We start from the raw sequence: 18770 nt of genomic DNA, 5'->3' as shown, positions 1-18770 counted from the left end.
CCTGGGAGGCGCCGCGCGTCCGGGGCACGGGATCCGGTGGACCTTCGACATCACGTGGTCCGCCCTGGCAGGAGGCGCGTTTGTCCTGCTGAGGCGGCGCACCGCGAAGGGCTCGCCCCGCAGCCCACACCGCCGGGCACGGAGCCGACAAGTCCAAACGTTGACTTTAGTTGTTTTCTGTTTACTCTTGTCGACGTATGGCTCGCGACAGCGCCGTACCGTACTCCGAGAGACGGGCACGTTTCCGTGAAGAGAACCTCGACGAAGCTCGCGGACGGCCGTGAGCTGATCTACTTCGACCTCGACGAGAGCGCAGAGCGCGACACGATCGACCGGCGCGTGCTGGAGCCCGTCGACAGTCACCCGGAGCTGCGCCTGGACCTGGCGACCGGCGACTGGGTCACGATCGCCTCGCACCGGCAGGGGCGCGTCCACCATCCGCCGACCGAAGCGTGCCCCCTGTGCCCTTCGGGGAACGGGCGCCACAGCGAGATACCGGCGGCGGACTACGAGGTGGCCGTGTTCGAGAACCGCTTCCCCTCGCTGGCGGGGCGCTTCGGACGCTGCGAAGTCGTGTGCTTCACTCCGGAGCACGGCGCGAGCTTCGCCGATCTGACCGAGGACCGCGCCCGGCTCGTACTCGACGCCTGGACGGACCGCACCGAGCGGCTGTCGTCCTTCGCCGGCATCGAGCAGGTGTACTGCTTCGAGAACCGCGGCGCGGAGATCGGCGTCACCCTCGCGCACCCGCACGGCCAGGTCTACGCCTTTCCCTTCGTCCCGCCGCGGACCGCCAAGATGATCGCCGTCGCCGACACGCACCGGGCCGTCACCGGCGGGAACCTCTTCGAGGACCTGCTGGCCGAGGCCCGGGCCGCCACCTCGCGCGTGGTGCTGGCGGGGGAGTACTGGACGGCGTTCGTCCCCTACGCCGCCCGCTGGCCGTACGAGGTGCACCTCTACCCCCATCGCCGCGTCCCCGATCTCACCCACCTCACGGAGGCCGAGCGCGCCGAGTTCCCCGGCATGTACCTGGAGCTGCTGCGCAGGTTCGACCGGCTGTTCCGGCAGGAAGGGGAGCCGGCTCGGACCGCCCCCACTCCCTACATCTCCGCCTGGCACCAGGCTCCGAAGACCAGCGGACAGGAACTGGCGCTGCACCTGGAGCTGTTCACCGTGCGCAGGTCGGCGGGCAAGCTCAAGTTCCTGGCCGGGGTCGAATCCGGCATGGACTCCTTCGTCAACGACATCGCCCCGGAAGACGCGGCCCGGCGGCTCCGCGAGGTCGCGTCATGAGCCGGTACCTCGTGACCGGGGGAGCCGGCTACATCGGCAGCGTGGTGGTGGCCCACCTCCTCGAAGCCGGCCACCGCGTGACGGTGCTCGACGACCTGTCGACCGGCACGCCCCAAGCCGTTCCGGCGGGCGCCGAGTTCGTCCGGGGCGGTCTCGGGCATGCGGCCGCCCTCCTGTCCGCCGACCACGCCGCCGTCCTGCACTTCGCCGCCTCCTCGCAGGTGGCCGAGTCCGTACGCGACCCGGACAAGTACTGGCGCAACAACGTGACCGGCTCGCTGGAGCTGATGGCCGCCATGCGGCACGCAGACGTGCGCACCCTGGTGTTCTCCTCCACCGCTGCGGTCTACGGCGAACCCGAACGGCTGCCGATCGCCGACGACGCCCGCACCGCGCCCACCAGCCCCTACGGCGCGACCAAACTGGCCGTCGACCACCTGATCACCGGCGAGGCCGCCGCCCACGGGCTGGCCGCCGTGTCCTTGCGGTACTTCAACGTCGCGGGCGCCCACGCGGGCCACGGCGAGCGCCACGCACCCGAGTCGCACCTCATCCCGCTCATCCTCCAAGTGGCCCTGGGACGGCGCCCGCACATCGACGTCCACGGCGACGACTACCCCACGCGCGACGGCACCTGCGTACGCGACTACATCCACGTCGCCGACCTCGCCGAGGCCCACCTGCTGGCCCTGGAGGCAGCCCGTCCCGGCGAGCACCTGATCTGCAATCTGGGCAACGGCGAGGGCTTCACGGTCCGGGAGGTGATCGACTCCGTGCGACGGGTCACGGGCCGGACGATCCCGGAGGTCGTGCGCCCCCGCCGTCCCGGCGACCCCGCGGTACTGGTCGCCTCCGCGGTCCGCGCGCGCGAGCGCCTCGGCTGGCGGCCCCGCCACACCGACCTGGACTCCATCGTGGCCGACGCCTGGGCCTTCGCACGTGAGGTGACCGCATGAAGGAGGCCTTCCGGCGCATCTACGGCGCCTACCCGGACAGGGTCTGGGCAGCGCCCGGCCGGGTCAACCTGATCGGGGAGCACACCGACTACAACGACGGCTTCGCCCTGCCCATCGCCATCCCCCAGCACACCCTGGTCGCGGCGCGCAGGCGCCAGGACGGCCGCCTGCGGCTGCACAGCGCCCAGGGGGACGGCCCGGTCATCGACCTCCACGTCGAGCGACTCACCCCCGGCGCCGTCACCACATGGGGCGCCTACCCGGCGGGGGTCGTCTGGGCGTTGCGCGAAGCCGGACACCGGCCCGGGGGCGCCGACCTCCACATCGACAGCACGGTGCCCACCGGCGCCGGTCTTTCGTCCTCCGCCGCGCTCGAGTGCGCGGTCGCCTTCGCCTACAACGACCTCTACGGGCTGAACTTGAGCGCGACCGCCCTCGCGCTGATCGGCCAGCGTGCGGAGAACGGCTTCGCCGGAGTGCCGTGCGGGGCCATGGACCAGTTGGCCTCCGCCTGTTGCACCGCCGGTTCGGCCCTGCACCTGGACATCCGCGCCGGCGCCCACGAGCAGGTCCCGTTCGCCCCGGAGACCCAGGGGATGAGCCTGCTGGTCGTCGACACCCGGGTGAAGCACGACCTCGGCGACGGCGCGTACGCGGCCCTGCGGGCCGGGTGCGAGCAGGCCGCCCGGCTGCTCGGGCTGGCGGCACTGCGCGACCTCACTCCCGCGGACCTGCACGGGGCGGCCGCAGCGCTCCCCGCCCACCTGGTGCCCCTGGTCCGGCACGTGGTGACGGAGAACGCTCGGGTCACCGACGCCGTCGTCCGCCTTCGGGCCGGGCACCTGGCGGCGTTGGGACCGATCCTCACGGCCGGCCACGCATCGTTGCGCGACGACTTCCGGATCTCCTGCGCGGAGAGCGACCTCGTCGTGGACACCGCCCTGGCGTACGGAGCTCTCGGTGCGCGCATGACCGGTGGCGGTTTCGGCGGGTCCGTCATCGTGCTGGCGGAGGAGGACCGGGTGGAAGCGATCGGCGCCGCTGTCACCACCGCGTTCCGTACGGCCGGGTACCAGGCTCCGCACCTGTTCCCGGTCTCCCCGGCCGACGGCGCCCGGCGCATTGTGTGAGAACACGGTGAGGCCGAAGCCCTGCGACGTAGACTGTTCGTTCGTGAGGAATGCCGTGCGACTTTGGCGGCGTACACGGACGGCGCGCAGAGAAACGGGGGACGAGATCGTGACCGAGTCAGCACGCCTTGCACCGCAGCGGCAGGCTCTCATCCTCGACATCGTGCGCCGCGAGGGCGCCGTGCGGGTGGCCGATCTCGTGGAACAGCTGGGCGTCTCCGACATGACCATTCGTCGCGACCTCGACGTGCTCGCCCGCGCCGGTTCCCTGTCGAAGGTGCACGGGGGCGCGATCAGCGCCTCCGTCACCACAGGAGACGAACCACCCTTCGAAACGAAGGCCGGTCTGGAGTCGCGGGCCAAGTCGGCGGTGGCCGAGGCAGCCTCCGCCCTCGTGAAACCGGGCAGCGTCGTGGCCATCTCCGGCGGAACGACGTCCTACGCGGTAGCGACCCGGCTCCGGGACATCGCGGGTCTGACGGTGGTGACCAACTCCCTGCCGGTCGCCCAACTGCTGCGGCCCACCGGGGCCGAGGGCCCCACGGGCCCCGCGCTGCTCCTGACCGGCGGCACTCCCACCAAGTCGGCCTCGCTCGTCGGACCCCTCGCCGACCAGGCGATCCGTTCCCTCCAGGTGGACCTGCTCATCATCGGAGCGCACGGCGTCTCCGAACGCGCCGGCGCGACGACTCCGAACCTCGCCGAGGCCCAGACCAACCGGGCACTGATCGACTGCGCCACTCAGGTGGCCGTGGTCGCGGACCACACCAAATGGGGCGTCGTCGGTCTCAGCCGGTTCATCGCCCTCTCGGAGATCGACTACTTCATCTCCGACGACGGCCTCGACCCCGAGGCGTGCTCCGTCCTGAGGGATTCGGTGGGAGAACTGCTCCTGGGCACCACCCAGCCCTGAAGGCCGGCAGCGACAGGTCTCAGGCAGGATCAAGGGCCTGGATCTCGTCGAGGTGGTTCTCGACCCAGCTCCGCAGCTGCCCCAAGGGCTCCGCCACGCTGTGACCGAGCGCCGTGAGCGCGTACTCCACGTGCGGCGGAACCGCCGGGTACACGGTCCGGTCGACGAATCCCTTCTCCTCCAAGCGGCGCAGCGTGCCGGTCAGGACCTTCGGACTGACACCCTGGAGGCGGCGGAGCAGGGCGCCGAAGCGCTGCGGCCCGTCCTCCATGGCGCCGATGGCCAGCGCGGACCACTTGTTGGCCAGGAGGTCGAGCACCTCGCGGCACGGGCACTGCGCCGCGTAGACGTCGTGCTGGTCGTGCCGCTCCGACGTACAGCCCATGACCATGACTTCCACTTCCTGTCCGGTGCGTCGTCCACCTCGATACTTCCCAATGGGAAGTAGCCTCCCTTGCAGGTTACTACGTCCCCGGGGGTACCGTCCGGAACGGGTCTCCGGCTCCCTCCCCGGCCCGGGTCAGGAGCCCGGTTCGCCGGAGTCGGAACCCCCGACCGGCGTCGCCGCAGGACAGCGTTCTGACGCCGGCGGCCGAGTCGGAGAAGAAGACCACCGTAAGAGGAAGCGGGATGAACGAGATGCCGAACGAGACGCCGGACGAGACGATGCGGGCGGTCGCCTACCGCGCGAGCCTGCCGGTCGAGGACGACGAGAGCCTGGTGGACGTCGAACTGCCCGTGCCCCGGCCCGGCCCGCACGACCTCCTCGTCCGGGTCGAGGCCGTCGCGGTCAACCCGGTCGACTACAAGGTGCGCCGCAACGACGACCCGGGCGGCCGCCCCAAGGTGCTGGGCTGGGACGCGGCCGGCACCGTCGTCGCGGTCGGCGACCGGGTCGAGCTGTTCGCGGTCGGCGACGAGGTCTACTACGCCGGCGCGATCGACCGCCCCGGCACCAACGCCCAGTACCACGTCGTCGACGAGAGCATCGTCGGGCCCAAGCCGGCCACGCTTTCCTTCACGGACGCCGCAGCCCTTCCGCTGACCTCCCTCACCGCCTGGGAGGGCCTCTTCGAACGGCTCGGCCTGCGCGAGGGAGGAACCGGACGGGAGAGCGGCACGATGCTGGTGACAGCGGCCGCCGGCGGCGTCGGGGCCATGGTGGCGCAACTGGCCCGGGCCCTCACCGACCTGACGGTGATCGGCACCGCCTCGCGGCCGGAGAGCGCCGAGTTCGCACGCCGGATGGGCGTCACGCACGTCGTCGACCACCACCGCCCGCTGCCGCAGCAGGTGGCCGAGGTCGCACCCGGCGGCCTGGACCACGTCTTCAGCACGGCCGGCACGGACCGCAACCTCGCCGCCTACGCGGACATGCTGGTGCCCTTCGGCGGGATCGTTGCCATCGACGACTTCGGGCCCGTGGAGATCGGGCTGCTGAAGTCCAAGAGCATCTCCTTCCACTGGGAGCTGATGTTCACCCGGTCGCTGTACCGCACCCCGGACCGGGCTCGGCAGCACGACATCCTCACCCGCGTCGCCGGGCTCGTCGACCGCGGCGCCCTCGCGACGACCGCCACCACCGACCTCGGCACGGTCAACGCGGCCCATCTGCGCCAAGCCCACCGGATCCTGGAATCCGGCAGCGCCATCGGCAAGATCACCCTCACCGGCTTCTGAGCCGGTGACCAGAGCTCACCCATCGCGCCGCCCCGGCGCCGTCCGACCCGAGGAGAAGGCCATGTCCCCCCTTTCCCAGCCGCTCGTCGCCCTTGCCCGCGTGCGCGCGAAGCCGACGCGGCGCCGAGCGTTGCAGGACGCCCTGGCCGCACTGGTCGAACCGTCCCGCGCCGAGGACGGGTGCTTCGACTACGCGCCGTTCGAACTGCTGGAGGAGCCCGGCACCTTCTACGTACGCGAGACCTGGGCCGACCAGGAAGCCCTTGACTTCCACATGGCCACGCCCCACTTCCAGGCCTTCGCAGCCCGCTTCGAAGAGCTCCTGGCGGAACCGATCAAGCTGATTCCGCTGCGCGAGGTCCCCGTCACCGTCACGGCCGACCCGGCCTGACGGCCGCCTGCCCGCCTGTCCGCCCGGCACAGGCGGGCAGGCGGACACCAGCAAGCCGAGGAGATCTCATGCCTCGCACCGCCCGCGTCACCACAACCGCTCCGAGCTCCCGCAAGGTCAGCCCGTGCGCACACCGCTACGAGCTTCCCGCGGACCTCAAGGCCCCACGCCTGCTCCGGACCTGGATCACGGCCCGGCTCGCCGGATGGCACCTGCACGGGCCGAGCGACGACCTCCTCCTGATCGCGACCGAACTGGCCACCAACGCCGTGCGCCACGGCGGCACCCCGGCCCGGATCACCCTGGCCCTGCGATGTCCCGACACCGGCCGACGGGTGGTGCGGCTGGAAGTCGAGGACTTCGGCCCGGGTTTCGACCCACGCTCCCGCACCCACTCGGTCCGCGTCGAGAGCTGCACGGGCCGCGGCCTGCTGCTGGTGGACACGCTGAGCAGCGCCTGGGGAGTCCGGCCGACGGCCGCCGGCCAGCTGGTCTGGGCTGAGCTGCCCACCTGACCGTCCGCAGCAAGGACTTGCCATCGCGCCAATGTTTACGCAAACATTCAGCACGGCGACAGTCCCGCGCGCGATCCGCGCATCCCTGCTCAGTTGAGGAGCACGCGCATGCCCCTTCTCCAGATCGAAGACGACGGATTCCGGCTCGACGGAGATCCCTTCCGCATCCTCTCGGGCGGACTGCACTACTTCCGCGTCCATCCCGACCTGTGGGCCGACCGGCTGCACAAGGCCCGTCTCATGGGACTCAACACGGTGGAGACGTACGTGCCGTGGAACCTCCACCAGCCGCGGCCCGACGAGTTCCGCATGGACGACGGGCTCGACCTGCCCCGGTTCCTCGATCTCGCCGCCGCCGAGGGGCTGCACGTACTCCTGCGGCCCGGCCCCTACATCTGTGCCGAATGGGAGGGCGGCGGCCTGCCCTCGTGGCTCCTGGCCGACCCGTCCATGCGGCTGCGCAGCCGCGACCCGCGGTTCCTCGCCGCGGTCGACGACTACTTCGGCCGGCTCCTGCCCCCGCTGCACGACCGCCTCGCCACCCGGGGCGGACCGGTGCTGGCCGTGCAGGTGGAGAACGAGTACGGCGCGTACGGAGACGACACCGCCTACCTGGAGCACCTCGCCGACTCCCTGCACCGCCACGGCGTCGACGTCCCGCTCTTCACCTGTGACCAGCCGGCCGACCTCGAACGAGGGGCGCTGCCGGGCGTGCTCGCCACCGCGAACTTCGGCAGCCGGTCGGCGGCACACCTCGCGACCCTGCGCACCGCCCGGCCGTCCGGGCCGCTGCTCTGCACGGAGTTCTGGATCGGCTGGTTCGACCGGTGGGGCGCACACCATGTCGTCCGCGGCGCGGAGCAGGCGTCCCAGGAGCTCGACGAGCTGCTCGCGACCGGGGCCTCCGTGAACTTCTACATGTTCCACGGCGGCACGAACTTCGGCTTCATGAACGGCGCCAACGACAAGCACACCTACCGGCCGACCGTGACCTCCTACGACTACGACGCCCCCCTCGACGAGGCCGGCGACCCGACCGAGAAGTTCGCCGCGTTCCGCAAGGTCATCGCCAAATACGCCCCGGTCCCGGCAGAGGTACCGCCCCCACGTGCTGCGAAGTTCAGCCTGGAGGCGGTGGAGCTGACCGAGAGCATCGGTCTGCTGGACGCCGCACCGGCCCTCGGGGACGCCGTCGCCTCGCCTCGTCCGCTGACCATGGAGGAACTCGGACAGGGCTACGGTTTCGTGCTGTACGAGGCGGACCTGCCGGATGCCGGGCCCGCCCTGCTCGAACTGGAGCAGGTACGCGACCGCGCCCAGGTCTTCGTCGACGGCCAGCCGGTGGGGGTGCTGGAGCGGGAGAGCCACGAGCACGCCCTCACTTTCGCGGTCCCGCGGCCGGGCGCCGTCCTGAGCGTTCTCGTCGAGAACCAGGGGCGGGTGAACTACGGCTGGGGCATCCACGACCGCAAGGGACTGCTCGGCCGCGTTTCGCTCGGCGGCTCCCCGCTCGACGGATGGACCAGCCGTCCGCTGCCGCTCACGGCCCTTGAGGACCTGCCGTTCGGCGCCGGGGCGGCCACACCGACCGGACCGGCCTTCTACCGGGGCACCTTCGACGCGGACCGGCCGGCCGACACCTTCCTCCACCTCGACGGCTGGCGGAAGGGCAGCGTCTGGGTCAACGGCTTCGCCCTCGGCCGCTACTGGTCCCGGGGCCCCCAGCACTCGCTGTACGTCCCCGGCCCGGTGCTGCGCAGGGGCGCGAACGAAGTCGTCGTACTCGAACTCCACGCACCCGGCCCTGACCGGAAGGTGGCCTTCCGGGACGCGCCCGACCTCGGTCCCGTCGAGGACTGAGCGCCCCGGCGGCCGTGCGGGGCCGTGTCCCACGTCGTGGGTTCACACGGCCCCACCGGTGCCGGGGCGAAGGGGAGGGGCGGGTCAGACGGCCGAGCGCCGCCACTTCTGGTTGTCGCCGCCGTTGCACGTCCACTGGACGAGCCGCGTGCCGTCGGCCCATGACTGGTTCGCGACATCGACGCACTTGCCGCTGTGCTGGGCGACGAGGCGCATACCGGTCGGGCCCGCCTGGGCCGTCCTCCACTTCTGTCCGGGCCCGTCGCCGCAGGTGGTCTGGACGACCGCGGCGCCGTCATCGGGGGACGCGTCCCGCACCGCGAGGCACTTCCCGCTGTGACGGAGCATGATCCGTTCCCCCACGCCCTGGAACCACACCTGCTGGTTGACGCTGCCCGCCGCGCAGGTCCACTGGATCAGCGCGGCGCCCTCGGCCACCGACCAGTCGGCGGCGTCGGCGCACTTGCCGCTGTGCGCGGCGGTGAGGGTGTTCCAGTCCCCGGTGCCCCGCACGGTCCCGTTCTCCGTGGAGACGATGATCTGCGGGTAGTAGTCCATGGACAGGGTGGTCCTGGTCGGGAACTTCAACGGGAGCCAGATGTACTGCGAGTCGTTGACCGTGCCGCCCATCGAGTTGCCCCAGCGGTCGCCCATGTACAGGTGGGTGGTGACACCGGACGTCCCCTCGACGGGCAGCACGAAGGCCGTCTGGGAACCGTAGGTCCTGCCGTCGCCCAGGTCCCGCAGCGAGCTCCAGGTGCCGGTGATGCTGTCGGCCGTGCCGTACTTCTGCTGGTTGGGGGACCAGCCGGTGGCGCCGGACGTCACCAGGAAGTAGACGCCGTCGCGCTTGAACAGGGCCGGAGCCTCGCGCGACTGGCCGGCCCACAGCTTCTGCACCCGGGTCTCGATGCCGGTGTAGTCCGCGGTGAGCCGGTAGACGTGCAGGTCCGCGTTCTCGTTGGCGGCGGAGATCATGTAGCCGGTGCCGTCGGTGTCCACGAAGGTCGTGATGTCCCGGGACATGTGCCCCAGCGGCCGGAAGCTCCCGCGCCAGGAGTAGTCGCCGTCGACCGTGGAGGAGACGGCCACCGCGGCACGGGCCTCGCTGTAGTCGGTGGCGCTGCCCTCCTTGTGCATCCACATGACGAACTGCCCGGTGGCGCGGTTGTACATCACCTTCGGGCGTTCGATGTTGGCGGTGGCCAGCTCCGGGTGGCTGGCCTGGGACAGGACGTGGCCGCGGAACTCCCACGTCTTCAGGTCGGTGGAGCGGTAGGCGGAGACGTACCGGAAGCTGTTGTCGGGGTTCCGGTCCTCTCCGAACCAGTAGTAGTACTCGTCCACCTTGATGACCCCTCCGCCATGGGCGTGGACGGGCCGGCCGGCGGGATCGGTGAACTGCGTCGCGTTGATGACGGTGACGGGGGAGGGGGAGGCCGCGGCGGTGCCGAGACCGCCGAGGAGGCTCGCGATGAGGGCGACCAGAACGGCGAACAGGGCTGCGATGCAGGGGGGATGACGTCGCATGAGTACCTCGCGATGGCTGGCGGGCAAGGAGGTGTCCGTGGGTGGACGGGCCCATGGCTCCGGACCCGGCGGAGAAGCCGGCCCCGGTGAAATCGGTGTTCCACCTCTGTAATGTTTACGTAAACACTCAGCGGTTGGCTGCGAGTCTGGGAGCCGCGTCGGGGACTGTCAAGCAATCGGACGCGAATCGTCACAACCGGCCGGGTGCCGCCTTGCCGCCCAACTCCGCTTTGCTCGTTGAGGATTGGCCAGAAGGTCTGCGGCCGGGTGTACGTGAAGGGCGCCCCGGCGGGCGGCATGGCCGTCCGGCGACTCCTTTTTCGGCCAGCGGGCGCAGAATGCTTGACGCTCCCCACCGGGAGTGCCACGATCGCCGGACCGATGGTTACGTAAACATTTCTCATCAGGTCCTGCCCCATGGAGGCCGATTCCGGCCCGGAGGCCAGTCATCCCTTCCTCCGTCGCGGACCTGTAGGTCACTGACGCAAGGACCCACCATGTCGCTCCTGCCGGCACCGGCAAAGGCAGTCCCCCCATCCCGTTCCCGTTCACGCGCACGTCGGAACGCCCTCGTCGGCTGGGGGTTCGCCGGACCCTTCGCAGCGGTGTTCGCCCTCGTCTTCCTGGCTCCCATCGGGTACGCGTTCTATCTCAGCCTGATGCGCGACCGACTCGTCGGCGGTACCTCCTTCGTCGGCGCGGACAACTATCTCCAAGCACTGACCGATACGCGGTTCTGGGAGGGATCGGCCCGGGTCGGACTTTTCCTGCTCCTCCAGGTGCCGGTGATGCTGGGGATCGCGTTGCTCGTCGCGCTCGCCATCGACAGCGGCCGGCTGTACGGCAAGGCATTCTTCAGGGTGGCCGTCTTCCTTCCCTACGCCGTACCGGCAGTGGTGGCCAGCCTGATGTGGGGGTTCATCTACGGCACCCGGTTCGGCCTGGTGGGCAACCTGAACGACGCCTTCGGCCTGGCGCTCCCGGACCCGCTCTCGCCCCCGTTGGTCCTCGCTTCCATCGGCAACGTCGTGACCTGGGAGTTCGTCGGCTACAACACCTTGATCTTCTATGCCGCCCTGAAGGTGGTTCCGCGCTCCCTCTACGAGGCGGCGGCCATCGACGGCGCCGGGGAGTGGCGCATCGTCACCGCGATCAAACTGCCGGCCATCCGCAGCGCGGTGGTCATCGCGACGATCTTCTCGATCATCGGGAGCTTCCAGCTGTTCAACGAGCCGAACATCATGCAGAGCCTCGCTCCCAACGCGATCACGACCGACTACACCCCGAACCTCTACACGTACTCGCTGGCCTTCTCCGGGCAGCAGCACAACTACGCGGCGACCATCGCCATCGTGATGGGCGTCTTCACCGCGGTCATCGCCTACGCGGTCCAGCTCCGCGGCATGCGGAAGGGCTGAGCACATGATCACGGACCCCACCGGTGTCTCCTCGGACACGAGGGAGCGCACCGCCGACTCCTCCGGCGCGGACGCGAGCGGCGCTGCCACCGGATCACAGAGGCCCCCGGCTGCCGCACCGCCCAGAGCGGCGCCGAAGCGTCGCCGCCGACGGGCCCACACCCCGCTCGATCCCAGGCCCAGCATCCCGCTGACCCTGGTGACCGGCCTGGTCCTCGTATACACCCTCCTGCCCCTCGTGTGGCTGGTCATCAACGCGACCAAGGACCAGGAGGACCTCCTCGACTCCTTCGGCCTGTGGCTCGGCGAGGACTTCCAGCTCTGGGACAACATCTCCCGCACGCTGACCTATGACGACGGCGCCTTCGTCCGCTGGACGCTGAACACACTGCTCTACGTCGCCGCCGGCGCGGGCGGTGCGACGCTGCTCGCCGTCCTCGGCGGATACGCGCTGGCCGTGTACGAGTTCCCGGGCCGCCGAGCCGTGTTCGCCGTCGTCATCGGGGCCGTGGCCGTCCCCGGCACGGCCCTCGCCGTCCCCACGTTCCTGATGTTCAGCGGCATGGGCCTGGCCAACACGCCGTGGGCAGTGATCATCCCCTCCCTGGTCTCGCCCTTCGGGCTCTACCTGATGTGGGTGTTCACCGCGCAAGCGGTACCTTCCGAACTGCTCGAGGCCGCCCGCATCGACGGTGCCGGCGAGCTGCGCATCTTCTTCCGGATCGCCCTGCCGCTGCTGATGCCGGGAACCGTGACGGTGCTGCTCTTCTCCATGGTCGCGACCTGGAACAACTACTTCCTGCCGCTGATCATGATCAAGGATCCGGACTGGTATCCGCTCACCCTCGGTCTCAACGCGTGGAGCGCCCAGGCCAGGACCGCGGGCGGCGAGCCCGTCTTCGACCTCATCATCACCGGCTCCCTGCTCACCATCGCGCCGATCGTCGTCGTCTTCCTCCTGCTCCAGCGCTACTGGCAGTCGGGCCTGGCCGCCGGCAGCGTCAAGGAGTGACGCGTCCGGCTGCGCGCTCGGCCCCTCCCGTCCCACTTCATCCGCACACCGAATCAGGAGCACCACCGATGAGAACGAACAACCGCCGCCGGATCGTCGCCGCCGTCGCCGTGACGTGCGCCCTGACCCTCGGCGCCACCGCCTGCGGATCGCCGGACCCGGGGGCCGACAGCGCCGCGAAGGACGTGGCGGCAGCACTCGAAGCCGGAGGCAAGGTGACGGTGTGGGCGTGGGAGCCCACGCTCAAGAAGGTGGCCGCCGACTTCGAGAAGAAGTACCCGAAGGTGGACATCGAGCTCGTCAACGCGGGCACGAACAACAAGCAGTACACTGCGCTCCAGAACGCCATCGCCGCCGGCTCGGGAGCCCCGGATGTGGCCCAGGTCGAGTACTACGCGGTCGGTCAGTTCGCCATCGGCAAATCCCTGGAGGAGCTCTCCCCCTACGGCGCCTCCGGCCACGACCAGGCCTTCACCACCGGTCCCTGGAGCGGGGTGAAGTACGGCAAGGGCATCTACGCCCTCCCCATGGACTCCGGACCCATGGCGCTGTTCTACAACAAGAAGGTGTTCGACCGGCACGGCATCGCCGTCCCCACCACCTGGGACGAGTACGTGGAAGCGGCGCGCGCCCTGCACAAGGCGGACCCGAAGCTCTACATCACGAACGACACCGGGGACGCCGGCGCCACGACCAGCCTGATCTGGCAGGCGGGCGGACGTCCGTACAAGGTGGAGGGCACCGAGATCGGCCTCGACTTCGGGGACGCGGGCACGGCGCAGTACGCGGGTACCTGGCAGAAGCTGATCGACGAGCGACTGCTCGCGCCGGTCACCTCCTGGAGCGACGAGTGGTACAAGGGACTGTCGGACGGCAGCATCGCCACCCTGTCCATAGGTGCCTGGATGCCGGCCAACTTCGTCACGGGTGCCCCCGCCGCGTCGGGGGACTGGCGCGTGGCTCCCCTCCCGCAGTGGACCAAGGGCGCCAAGGCGGGCGCGGAGAACGGGGGTAGCTCCCTCGCCGTGCCGAAGGCGTCGAAGAACAAGGCGCTGGCCTACGCCTTCATCGAGTACGCGACCACGGGGGCCGGCGCCACGGCCCGTGTGTCCGAGGGCGCCTTCCCCGCCACGCGGGCGGACCTGGAATCGCAGGCCTTCCTGGACACCCCGTTCCCCTACTTCGGGGGTCAGCAGGCCAACCGGATCCTGGCCGAGGCAGCCCGTGACGTCGCCGCGGGCTGGTCGTACCTGCCGTACCAGGTCTACGCGAACTCGGTCTTCAGCGACACCGTCGGCAAGGCGTACGTCTCCTCGACGACGCTGACCCAGGGCCTGGAGGCCTGGCGGGCCACCAGTGCCAAGTACGGCACGGACCAAGGGTTCACCGTCGCCCCATAGCCGGCATCGGCGAGGGCGTGAGCCGAGGTCGCGCCCTCGCCGGCCGTTCATGCCGTGGACCATGATGTTGAGATGTGTTGATTAGGTTCCGATTCTGATCGGAATCGGGCAGGATTGGGACGTGAACTACCACGCCACGCGGGACCGCTACGCATCCATGACCTACCGCCGGGCCGGACACAGCGGTGTCCGATTGCCCGTCGTCTCGCTGGGCCTGTGGCACAACTTCGGTGACGGCCGGCCGTTGGAGGTGCAGCGGGCGGTGCTGCGCCGGGCGTTCGACCGGGGCGTCACGCACTTCGACCTGGCGAACAACTACGGCCCGCCGTACGGGAGCGCGGAGCGCAACTTCGGCCGTCTCTTCGCGCAGGACTTCCGTCCGTACCGGGACGAGCTGTTCATCGCCTCCAAGGCGGGCTACGACATGTGGCCCGGTCCGTACGGGGACGGCGGCGGCCGCAAGTACCTGCTGGCGAGCCTGGACCAGTCGCTGCAGCGGATGGGCCTGGAGTACGTGGACGTGTTCTATTCGCACCGCTACGACCCCGAGACCCCGCTCGAGGAGACCATGGGGGCGCTGCACACGGCGGTGCGCTCAGGTAAGGCGCTGTACGCCGGCATCTCCAACTACCCGGCCGAGCGGCATCGCGAGGCGGTGGCGATCCTGCGCGAGCTCGGCGTACCGGTACTGCTGAACCAGGCCCGCTACTCGATCCTCGACCGCACGCCCGAGGGCGGACTGCTGGACGCGGTGGGCGACACCCGAACCGGCCTGATCGCCTACTCGCCGCTCGCGCAGGGCCTTCTGACGAGTCGCTACCTCGCCGGCGAGGTGCCCGCCGGTTCGCGGATGTCGGTCGGGCACTTCCTCAAGGAGGAGGCGCTGACCGGCGCCAAGCTGGAGCAACTGCGGGGCCTGGGCGAACTGGCGGAGCGGCGCGGACAGAGCCTGGCGCAACTGGCGATCTCGTGGGTGCTGCGCGACCCGCGAGTGGTGTCCGTGATCATCGGCGCGAGCAGCGTGAACCAACTGGACCAGAACCTCGACGCACTGCACGGGGGACCGCTGTCCGAGGAGGACCTGGCGGAGATCGACGCGCTGAGCCGCTGAAAGAAGACGCCGGGGAGCCGCGGGCGGTCCCCGGCGGCGTGCGGTGGGCCCGTTCGCAGCCGGTCAATTGTGGATGGGTTTCGGTCAACCGGAGGTGCGGTTTTCAGCCCCATGGTCCGATGTCCCCTTCTGAGGGATCCGGCGAGTGCGAGGCGCAGCATGGCAGCGACGACCGAAGAGCCCTTCAGGGCCCTGTTGGAAGCGGCACCGGACGCGATGGTGATCGTGGACGACGCCGGGGTGATCCGCCTGGTCAATGCCCAGACCGAGGCCCTGTTCGGGTACCCGCGGAAGGAACTCCTGGGGCGGCCCATCGACGTGCTCGTGCCCGAGCGGTTCCGCGGTCAGCATCCACGCCACCGGCTCGGCTACGCGGCCAGCCGGCAGGTACGCCCGATGGGGGCGGGACTGGAGCTGTACGGCCTGCGCCGCGACGGGCGCGAGTTTCCCGTGGAGATCAGCCTGAGCCCGCTGGAGACCCCCGAAGGGCTGCTGATCTCGGCCGCCGTGCGGGACGTCAGCGAGCGCCGGGCAGCCGAGGAACGCTTCCGCGCCCTGCTGGAGGCGGCCCCCGACGCGATGGTGATCGTCGACGAGAGGGGCATCATCCAGCTGGTCAACGCCCAGACCGAGGCGCTCTTCGCGTACGCGCGCGAGGACCTGCTGGGGCGGCCCGTCGAGGTGCTCGTACCCCACCGGTTCCGCGGCCACCACTCCGACTTCCGCAACGGCTACTTCGTCAACCGGCAGGTCAGACCCATGGGGGCGGGGCTGGAGCTGTACGGGCGGTGCCGGGACGGGCGCGAGTTTCCCGTGGAGATCAGCCTGAGTCCCCTGGAAACCCCCGACGGGACGCTCGTCTCCGCAGCCATCCGCGACGTCACGGAGCGCAAAGCCGCCGAGGAGATGCTCGCCCGGCTCTACGAGCAGCAGCGCCACGTCGCCCTCACCCTTCAGCGCAGCCTCATGGGCTCACCGCCGGACGTCCCGGGGATGCCGACTGCGAGCCGCTACTTCCCGGCCCGGCAGGGTGGCAGCGCCTGACCTTCCGCGTCAGTGGCCTGGCCACGATCGGCGGGGGCGGCTACTGGGGGCTGTGGGAAAACCAGGACTCCACCGTCGCCACCGTGTGCGACGTCTGGGAGAACCCCGACCCCGCCATCGCGGCCGCGGAGACCAGCGGCATCGCCGCGGCCTCCGCCCTCGCCGTCGGCGGCCTGGCGTACGGGCTGCTGACCCGCAAGCGCCGGGCGTTCATGCGGGAGTGGGTGACCCCGCTACACGAGGCGCTCGCCGTGCCGCTGGGCATGTCGGAGCTCACCGACCCGCGCCGCTACCTCCACGTCCCCAGGAAGTTCTCCGACGACGACGCGGAGATCCGCATCGACACCCCCGGACACCTGCGGTTCAACGAGGACCTGGTCGCCGACCTCATCGTCAAGAAGCTCGCCCTGGAGAACGTCTCCTTCACCTGGCGCCGCGCGGGCAAGGACACGCACGTCATCGTCAGGAAGCGCAAGGCCCCGCCCAAGAAGCTGACCCTGTCCGACCCCGGCGTACGTGAGATCCTCGCGAAGATGCCGGAGTCCGCCCCGCTGATCGGCCTGGGAGCGGGCAAGAGGAAGATCTCCGTCGACCTGGACGCCGATTCCCCGCACGTCCTGATCTCCGCAGGCACCGGCGGCGGCAAGTCCACCATCCTGCGCTGCATCACCTGCCAGTTCATCCACAACGGCGCGCACGCCTACGTGCTCGACTTCAAGCGGATCTCCCACACCTGGGCCCGCGGCGTGCCCGGCGTCACCTACTGCCGCGGCATCGCCGAGATCCACGACGCCCTGGTCCGCCTCGCCCAGGAAGGCCGGCGCCGACTCGCCCTCGCCGAGCAGCTGGCCGACGACGTCCTCGAACGCGAACCGTGGCGAGTGGGTCCGAGGATCGTGTTTCTCCTCGAAGAGGTCAACGCCACCATGGCGCAGCTCAAGCGGTACTGGGCGAAGATCCGCGAGTCCGGCGACCCGAAGACGTCCCCGGCCGTCGAGGCGCTCGCCGAGATCCTCTTCATGGGCCGCCAGGTCCGCCTCCGCGTCCTCCTGGTCGCCCAGTCCGCCACCGCCCGCGCCATCGGCGCTCACGGCCACCGGGCCGACGAATCCCCGCAACTCACCCGGGCGCGACCTCCCAGCTGATCTGACGCTTCGAGGTGTTGCCGTCGCAGTCGGCCGCGGTGAACGTGACCTCGGAGCTGCCCTGCCGGGTGGGCCTGCCGGTGACCACACCGGTGGCCGCGTTCAGAGTCAGCCCCGGGGGCAGTCCGGTGGCGGTGAAAGTGACGCGCTGACGCTGCGGGTCGGGTGCCACCAGCCGCACCAGGATCTCCGCACCGACCACGCTGTTCTGGAAGTTGACCCACTTCAACGACGGGGCCAGCGGTGCCGGAGGCACCGGGTCGCTGCCGTCAACCCCGGCTGCGAGCCATGCCGCGGTCACGGACTTGGCTTCCGTGCTGTTCTTGCCGTACAAATCGGCCGCGGCTCGCAGGGTCGCGGCGCGGGCACCGGAGAAGTTGGAGTTGGGCATCAGGTAGCGGGTCAGCGCGCGATACCAGATCTTCCCGGCTTTGTCGTTGCCGATGCCCTTGACCGCTGGCGCTCCGCCGCAGGTCGGGCTGTCCCCCCACTGGGACTTCCCGCTGCCCACGGCCAACTGGTAGAAGAACTTGTTGCTGATCCCGGCGATGTGGTGATTGGGTTCCTCTCCCTCTCCGACACCCGGTGACCAGCAACCCTTGGACGCTCCGTCCTTGGTGGGATCGTCCATGTACCGCAGGGGTTTGCCGCTCACGCCCTCACCGATGGTGTAGTCCGGCCGGTCCTTGCCGTTGTTCGCCGAGAACTCCACCAGGGTGCCGAAGATGTCGCTTGTGGACTCGTTCAGGCCACCGGACTCGCCGTTCAGATTCAGGCCCGCGGTCATGCCGGTGATCCCGTGGGTCATCTCGTGTGCCACCACGTCGGTGGTGTTCCATGCGGCGTTGCCACCTACCGCCGGGCCCAGGACCATACAACCGCACTCCGGGTCGTACTGGGCGAAGAATTCACCGTCGGGCGGGCCCACGTCGGTGAACAACCGGGGCCCCACCCCGTCGTCGTGAATGCCGCGCCTCCCGTGCTGTTTCAGGAAGTAGTCCCAGGTCTGCGTGGCGGCGACGTAGGCGTCCACGTCCGTGGTCCGCCGGTCGTCCTTGCTTCCGTTGCCCCAGACGTTGTCGGCGTCCGAGGACGGCCTGCCCCGGTCCCAGCCCTGGTAGTAGTCGTTGGCCAGATTGCGCACCTGGAGACCGCCGCGCTCGGGATCCACCAACACGTGGTCACCGTTGGTGTCCCGGCTCGTGCTGATCTTGACTTCACCGTTGTGATAGCCGTGCCCGAGACCGGTGTTCGGTGTGCCTGCCTGGGCCACCCCGGTCGTACCCAAGGTGGCGGCCACGGCCGCTGTCGACATGAGTGCTTTCCATGTGGTTCTCACGGCGAGTAGGAAGGCCAGGAGTGAGATGGG

General features: G+C 70.0%; 16 protein-coding genes and 1 pseudogene. 14 read left to right on the top strand and 3 right to left on the bottom strand.

The features are described from left to right. The first annotated feature begins 246 nt into the window (after positions 1–246). The 4 genes from galT (at position 247) to OG386_RS05270 (ending at position 4295) form a co-directional block, all read left to right on the top strand. On the top strand, positions 247–1296 hold the full coding sequence (gene galT / locus OG386_RS05285) for a galactose-1-phosphate uridylyltransferase (protein WP_328786989.1): 1050 nt from the start codon (positions 247–249) through the stop codon (positions 1294–1296). Next, positions 1293–2252, top strand: a complete 960-nt coding sequence (gene galE / locus OG386_RS05280) for a UDP-glucose 4-epimerase GalE (RefSeq protein ID WP_328786988.1) — start codon at positions 1293–1295, stop codon at positions 2250–2252. Before galT ends, galE begins: the two co-directional genes overlap by 4 nt. Further along, positions 2249–3382: a galactokinase gene (gene galK / locus OG386_RS05275; RefSeq protein ID WP_328786987.1), complete on the top strand. Its 1134-nt coding sequence runs from the start codon at positions 2249–2251 to the stop codon at positions 3380–3382. Before galE ends, galK begins: the two co-directional genes overlap by 4 nt. A gap of 109 nt (positions 3383–3491) precedes the next feature. After that, on the top strand, positions 3492–4295 hold the full coding sequence (locus OG386_RS05270; protein WP_328786986.1) for a DeoR/GlpR family DNA-binding transcription regulator: 804 nt from the start codon (positions 3492–3494) through the stop codon (positions 4293–4295). Positions 4296–4314: 19 nt separating this feature from the next. On the opposite strand, the gene OG386_RS05265 is transcribed toward OG386_RS05270, so the two are convergent. After that, the gene (locus tag OG386_RS05265; RefSeq protein ID WP_328786985.1) at positions 4315–4680 is read right to left on the bottom strand and encodes a winged helix-turn-helix transcriptional regulator; all 366 of its coding nucleotides are present in this window, start codon (positions 4678–4680) and stop codon (positions 4315–4317) included. Between the two features lie 245 nt (positions 4681–4925). On the opposite strand from OG386_RS05265, the gene OG386_RS05260 reads away from it, so the two are divergent. From OG386_RS05260 to OG386_RS05245, 4 genes are all read left to right on the top strand, one after another. Further along, complete coding sequence (locus OG386_RS05260; RefSeq protein WP_328786984.1) at positions 4926–5975, top strand: zinc-binding alcohol dehydrogenase family protein; 1050 nt, start codon at positions 4926–4928, stop codon at positions 5973–5975. Positions 5976–6036: 61 nt separating this feature from the next. Next, positions 6037–6366 carry a putative quinol monooxygenase gene (locus tag OG386_RS05255; protein WP_328786983.1) on the top strand — a complete coding sequence of 110 codons (330 nt, stop codon included), beginning with the start codon at positions 6037–6039 and terminating at the stop codon, positions 6364–6366. A gap of 68 nt (positions 6367–6434) precedes the next feature. Next, positions 6435–6881 (top strand): ATP-binding protein, encoded by a 447-nt coding sequence (locus tag OG386_RS05250; protein WP_328786982.1) that lies wholly within the window; start codon positions 6435–6437, stop codon positions 6879–6881. Positions 6882–6989: 108 nt separating this feature from the next. Next, positions 6990–8741 (top strand): glycoside hydrolase family 35 protein, encoded by a 1752-nt coding sequence (locus OG386_RS05245; protein WP_328786981.1) that lies wholly within the window; start codon positions 6990–6992, stop codon positions 8739–8741. A gap of 84 nt (positions 8742–8825) precedes the next feature. On the opposite strand, the gene OG386_RS05240 is transcribed toward OG386_RS05245, so the two are convergent. Then, the gene (locus OG386_RS05240; protein WP_328786980.1) at positions 8826–10271 is read right to left on the bottom strand and encodes an RICIN domain-containing protein; all 1446 of its coding nucleotides are present in this window, start codon (positions 10269–10271) and stop codon (positions 8826–8828) included. A 497-nt stretch (positions 10272–10768) separates the two neighbouring features. On the opposite strand from OG386_RS05240, the gene OG386_RS05235 reads away from it, so the two are divergent. From OG386_RS05235 to OG386_RS05210, 6 genes and pseudogenes are all read left to right on the top strand, one after another. Continuing rightward, complete coding sequence (locus OG386_RS05235; protein WP_328786979.1) at positions 10769–11689, top strand: carbohydrate ABC transporter permease; 921 nt, start codon at positions 10769–10771, stop codon at positions 11687–11689. Positions 11690–11693: 4 nt separating this feature from the next. After that, entirely contained in the window at positions 11694–12701 is a 1008-nt protein-coding gene (locus tag OG386_RS05230; RefSeq protein WP_328786978.1) for a carbohydrate ABC transporter permease, read from the top strand. Between the two features lie 68 nt (positions 12702–12769). Further along, positions 12770–14101: an ABC transporter substrate-binding protein gene (locus OG386_RS05225; RefSeq protein WP_328786977.1), complete on the top strand. Its 1332-nt coding sequence runs from the start codon at positions 12770–12772 to the stop codon at positions 14099–14101. Between the two features lie 157 nt (positions 14102–14258). Next, positions 14259–15212: an aldo/keto reductase gene (locus OG386_RS05220; protein WP_328793167.1), complete on the top strand. Its 954-nt coding sequence runs from the start codon at positions 14259–14261 to the stop codon at positions 15210–15212. 159 nt (positions 15213–15371) lie between these two features. After that, a pseudogene (locus tag OG386_RS05215) lies at positions 15372–16244 on the top strand (PAS domain-containing protein); the annotation flags it as partial. 95 nt (positions 16245–16339) lie between these two features. Continuing rightward, complete coding sequence (locus tag OG386_RS05210; protein WP_328786975.1) at positions 16340–17401, top strand: helicase HerA domain-containing protein; 1062 nt, start codon at positions 16340–16342, stop codon at positions 17399–17401. On the opposite strand, the gene OG386_RS05205 is transcribed toward OG386_RS05210, so the two are convergent. Then, on the bottom strand, positions 17376–18716 hold the full coding sequence (locus tag OG386_RS05205; RefSeq protein ID WP_328786974.1) for a M4 family metallopeptidase: 1341 nt from the start codon (positions 18714–18716) through the stop codon (positions 17376–17378). The two genes, OG386_RS05210 and OG386_RS05205, sit on opposite strands and share 26 nt — an antisense overlap. Positions 18717–18770: the final 54 nt, after the last annotated feature.

The organism is Streptomyces sp. NBC_00273 (assembly GCF_036178145.1).
GTDB lineage: Bacteria > Actinomycetota > Actinomycetes > Streptomycetales > Streptomycetaceae > Streptomyces.
The sequence above is the reverse complement of the archived record's forward strand: the minus strand, read 5'-3'. Positions and strand labels throughout refer to the sequence as shown.

Excerpts from the sequence above, each read along its gene's own strand:
- galE (WP_328786988.1), top strand. The coding sequence starts at position 1,293 with ATGAGCCGGTACCTCGTGACCGGGGGAGCCGGCTACATCGGCAGCGTG.
- galK (WP_328786987.1), top strand. The coding sequence starts at position 2,249 with ATGAAGGAGGCCTTCCGGCGCATCTACGGCGCCTACCCGGACAGGGTC.
- OG386_RS05265 (WP_328786985.1), bottom strand. The coding sequence starts at position 4,680 with ATGGGCTGTACGTCGGAGCGGCACGACCAGCACGACGTCTACGCGGCG.
- OG386_RS05260 (WP_328786984.1), top strand. The coding sequence starts at position 4,926 with ATGAACGAGATGCCGAACGAGACGCCGGACGAGACGATGCGGGCGGTC.
- OG386_RS05255 (WP_328786983.1), top strand. The coding sequence starts at position 6,037 with ATGTCCCCCCTTTCCCAGCCGCTCGTCGCCCTTGCCCGCGTGCGCGCG.
- OG386_RS05250 (WP_328786982.1), top strand. The coding sequence starts at position 6,435 with ATGCCTCGCACCGCCCGCGTCACCACAACCGCTCCGAGCTCCCGCAAG.
- OG386_RS05245 (WP_328786981.1), top strand. The coding sequence starts at position 6,990 with ATGCCCCTTCTCCAGATCGAAGACGACGGATTCCGGCTCGACGGAGAT.
- OG386_RS05240 (WP_328786980.1), bottom strand. The coding sequence starts at position 10,271 with ATGCGACGTCATCCCCCCTGCATCGCAGCCCTGTTCGCCGTTCTGGTC.
- OG386_RS05235 (WP_328786979.1), top strand. The coding sequence starts at position 10,769 with ATGTCGCTCCTGCCGGCACCGGCAAAGGCAGTCCCCCCATCCCGTTCC.
- OG386_RS05230 (WP_328786978.1), top strand. The coding sequence starts at position 11,694 with ATGATCACGGACCCCACCGGTGTCTCCTCGGACACGAGGGAGCGCACC.
- OG386_RS05225 (WP_328786977.1), top strand. The coding sequence starts at position 12,770 with ATGAGAACGAACAACCGCCGCCGGATCGTCGCCGCCGTCGCCGTGACG.
- OG386_RS05220 (WP_328793167.1), top strand. The coding sequence starts at position 14,259 with ATGACCTACCGCCGGGCCGGACACAGCGGTGTCCGATTGCCCGTCGTC.
- OG386_RS05205 (WP_328786974.1), bottom strand. The coding sequence starts at position 18,716 with ATGTCGACAGCGGCCGTGGCCGCCACCTTGGGTACGACCGGGGTGGCC.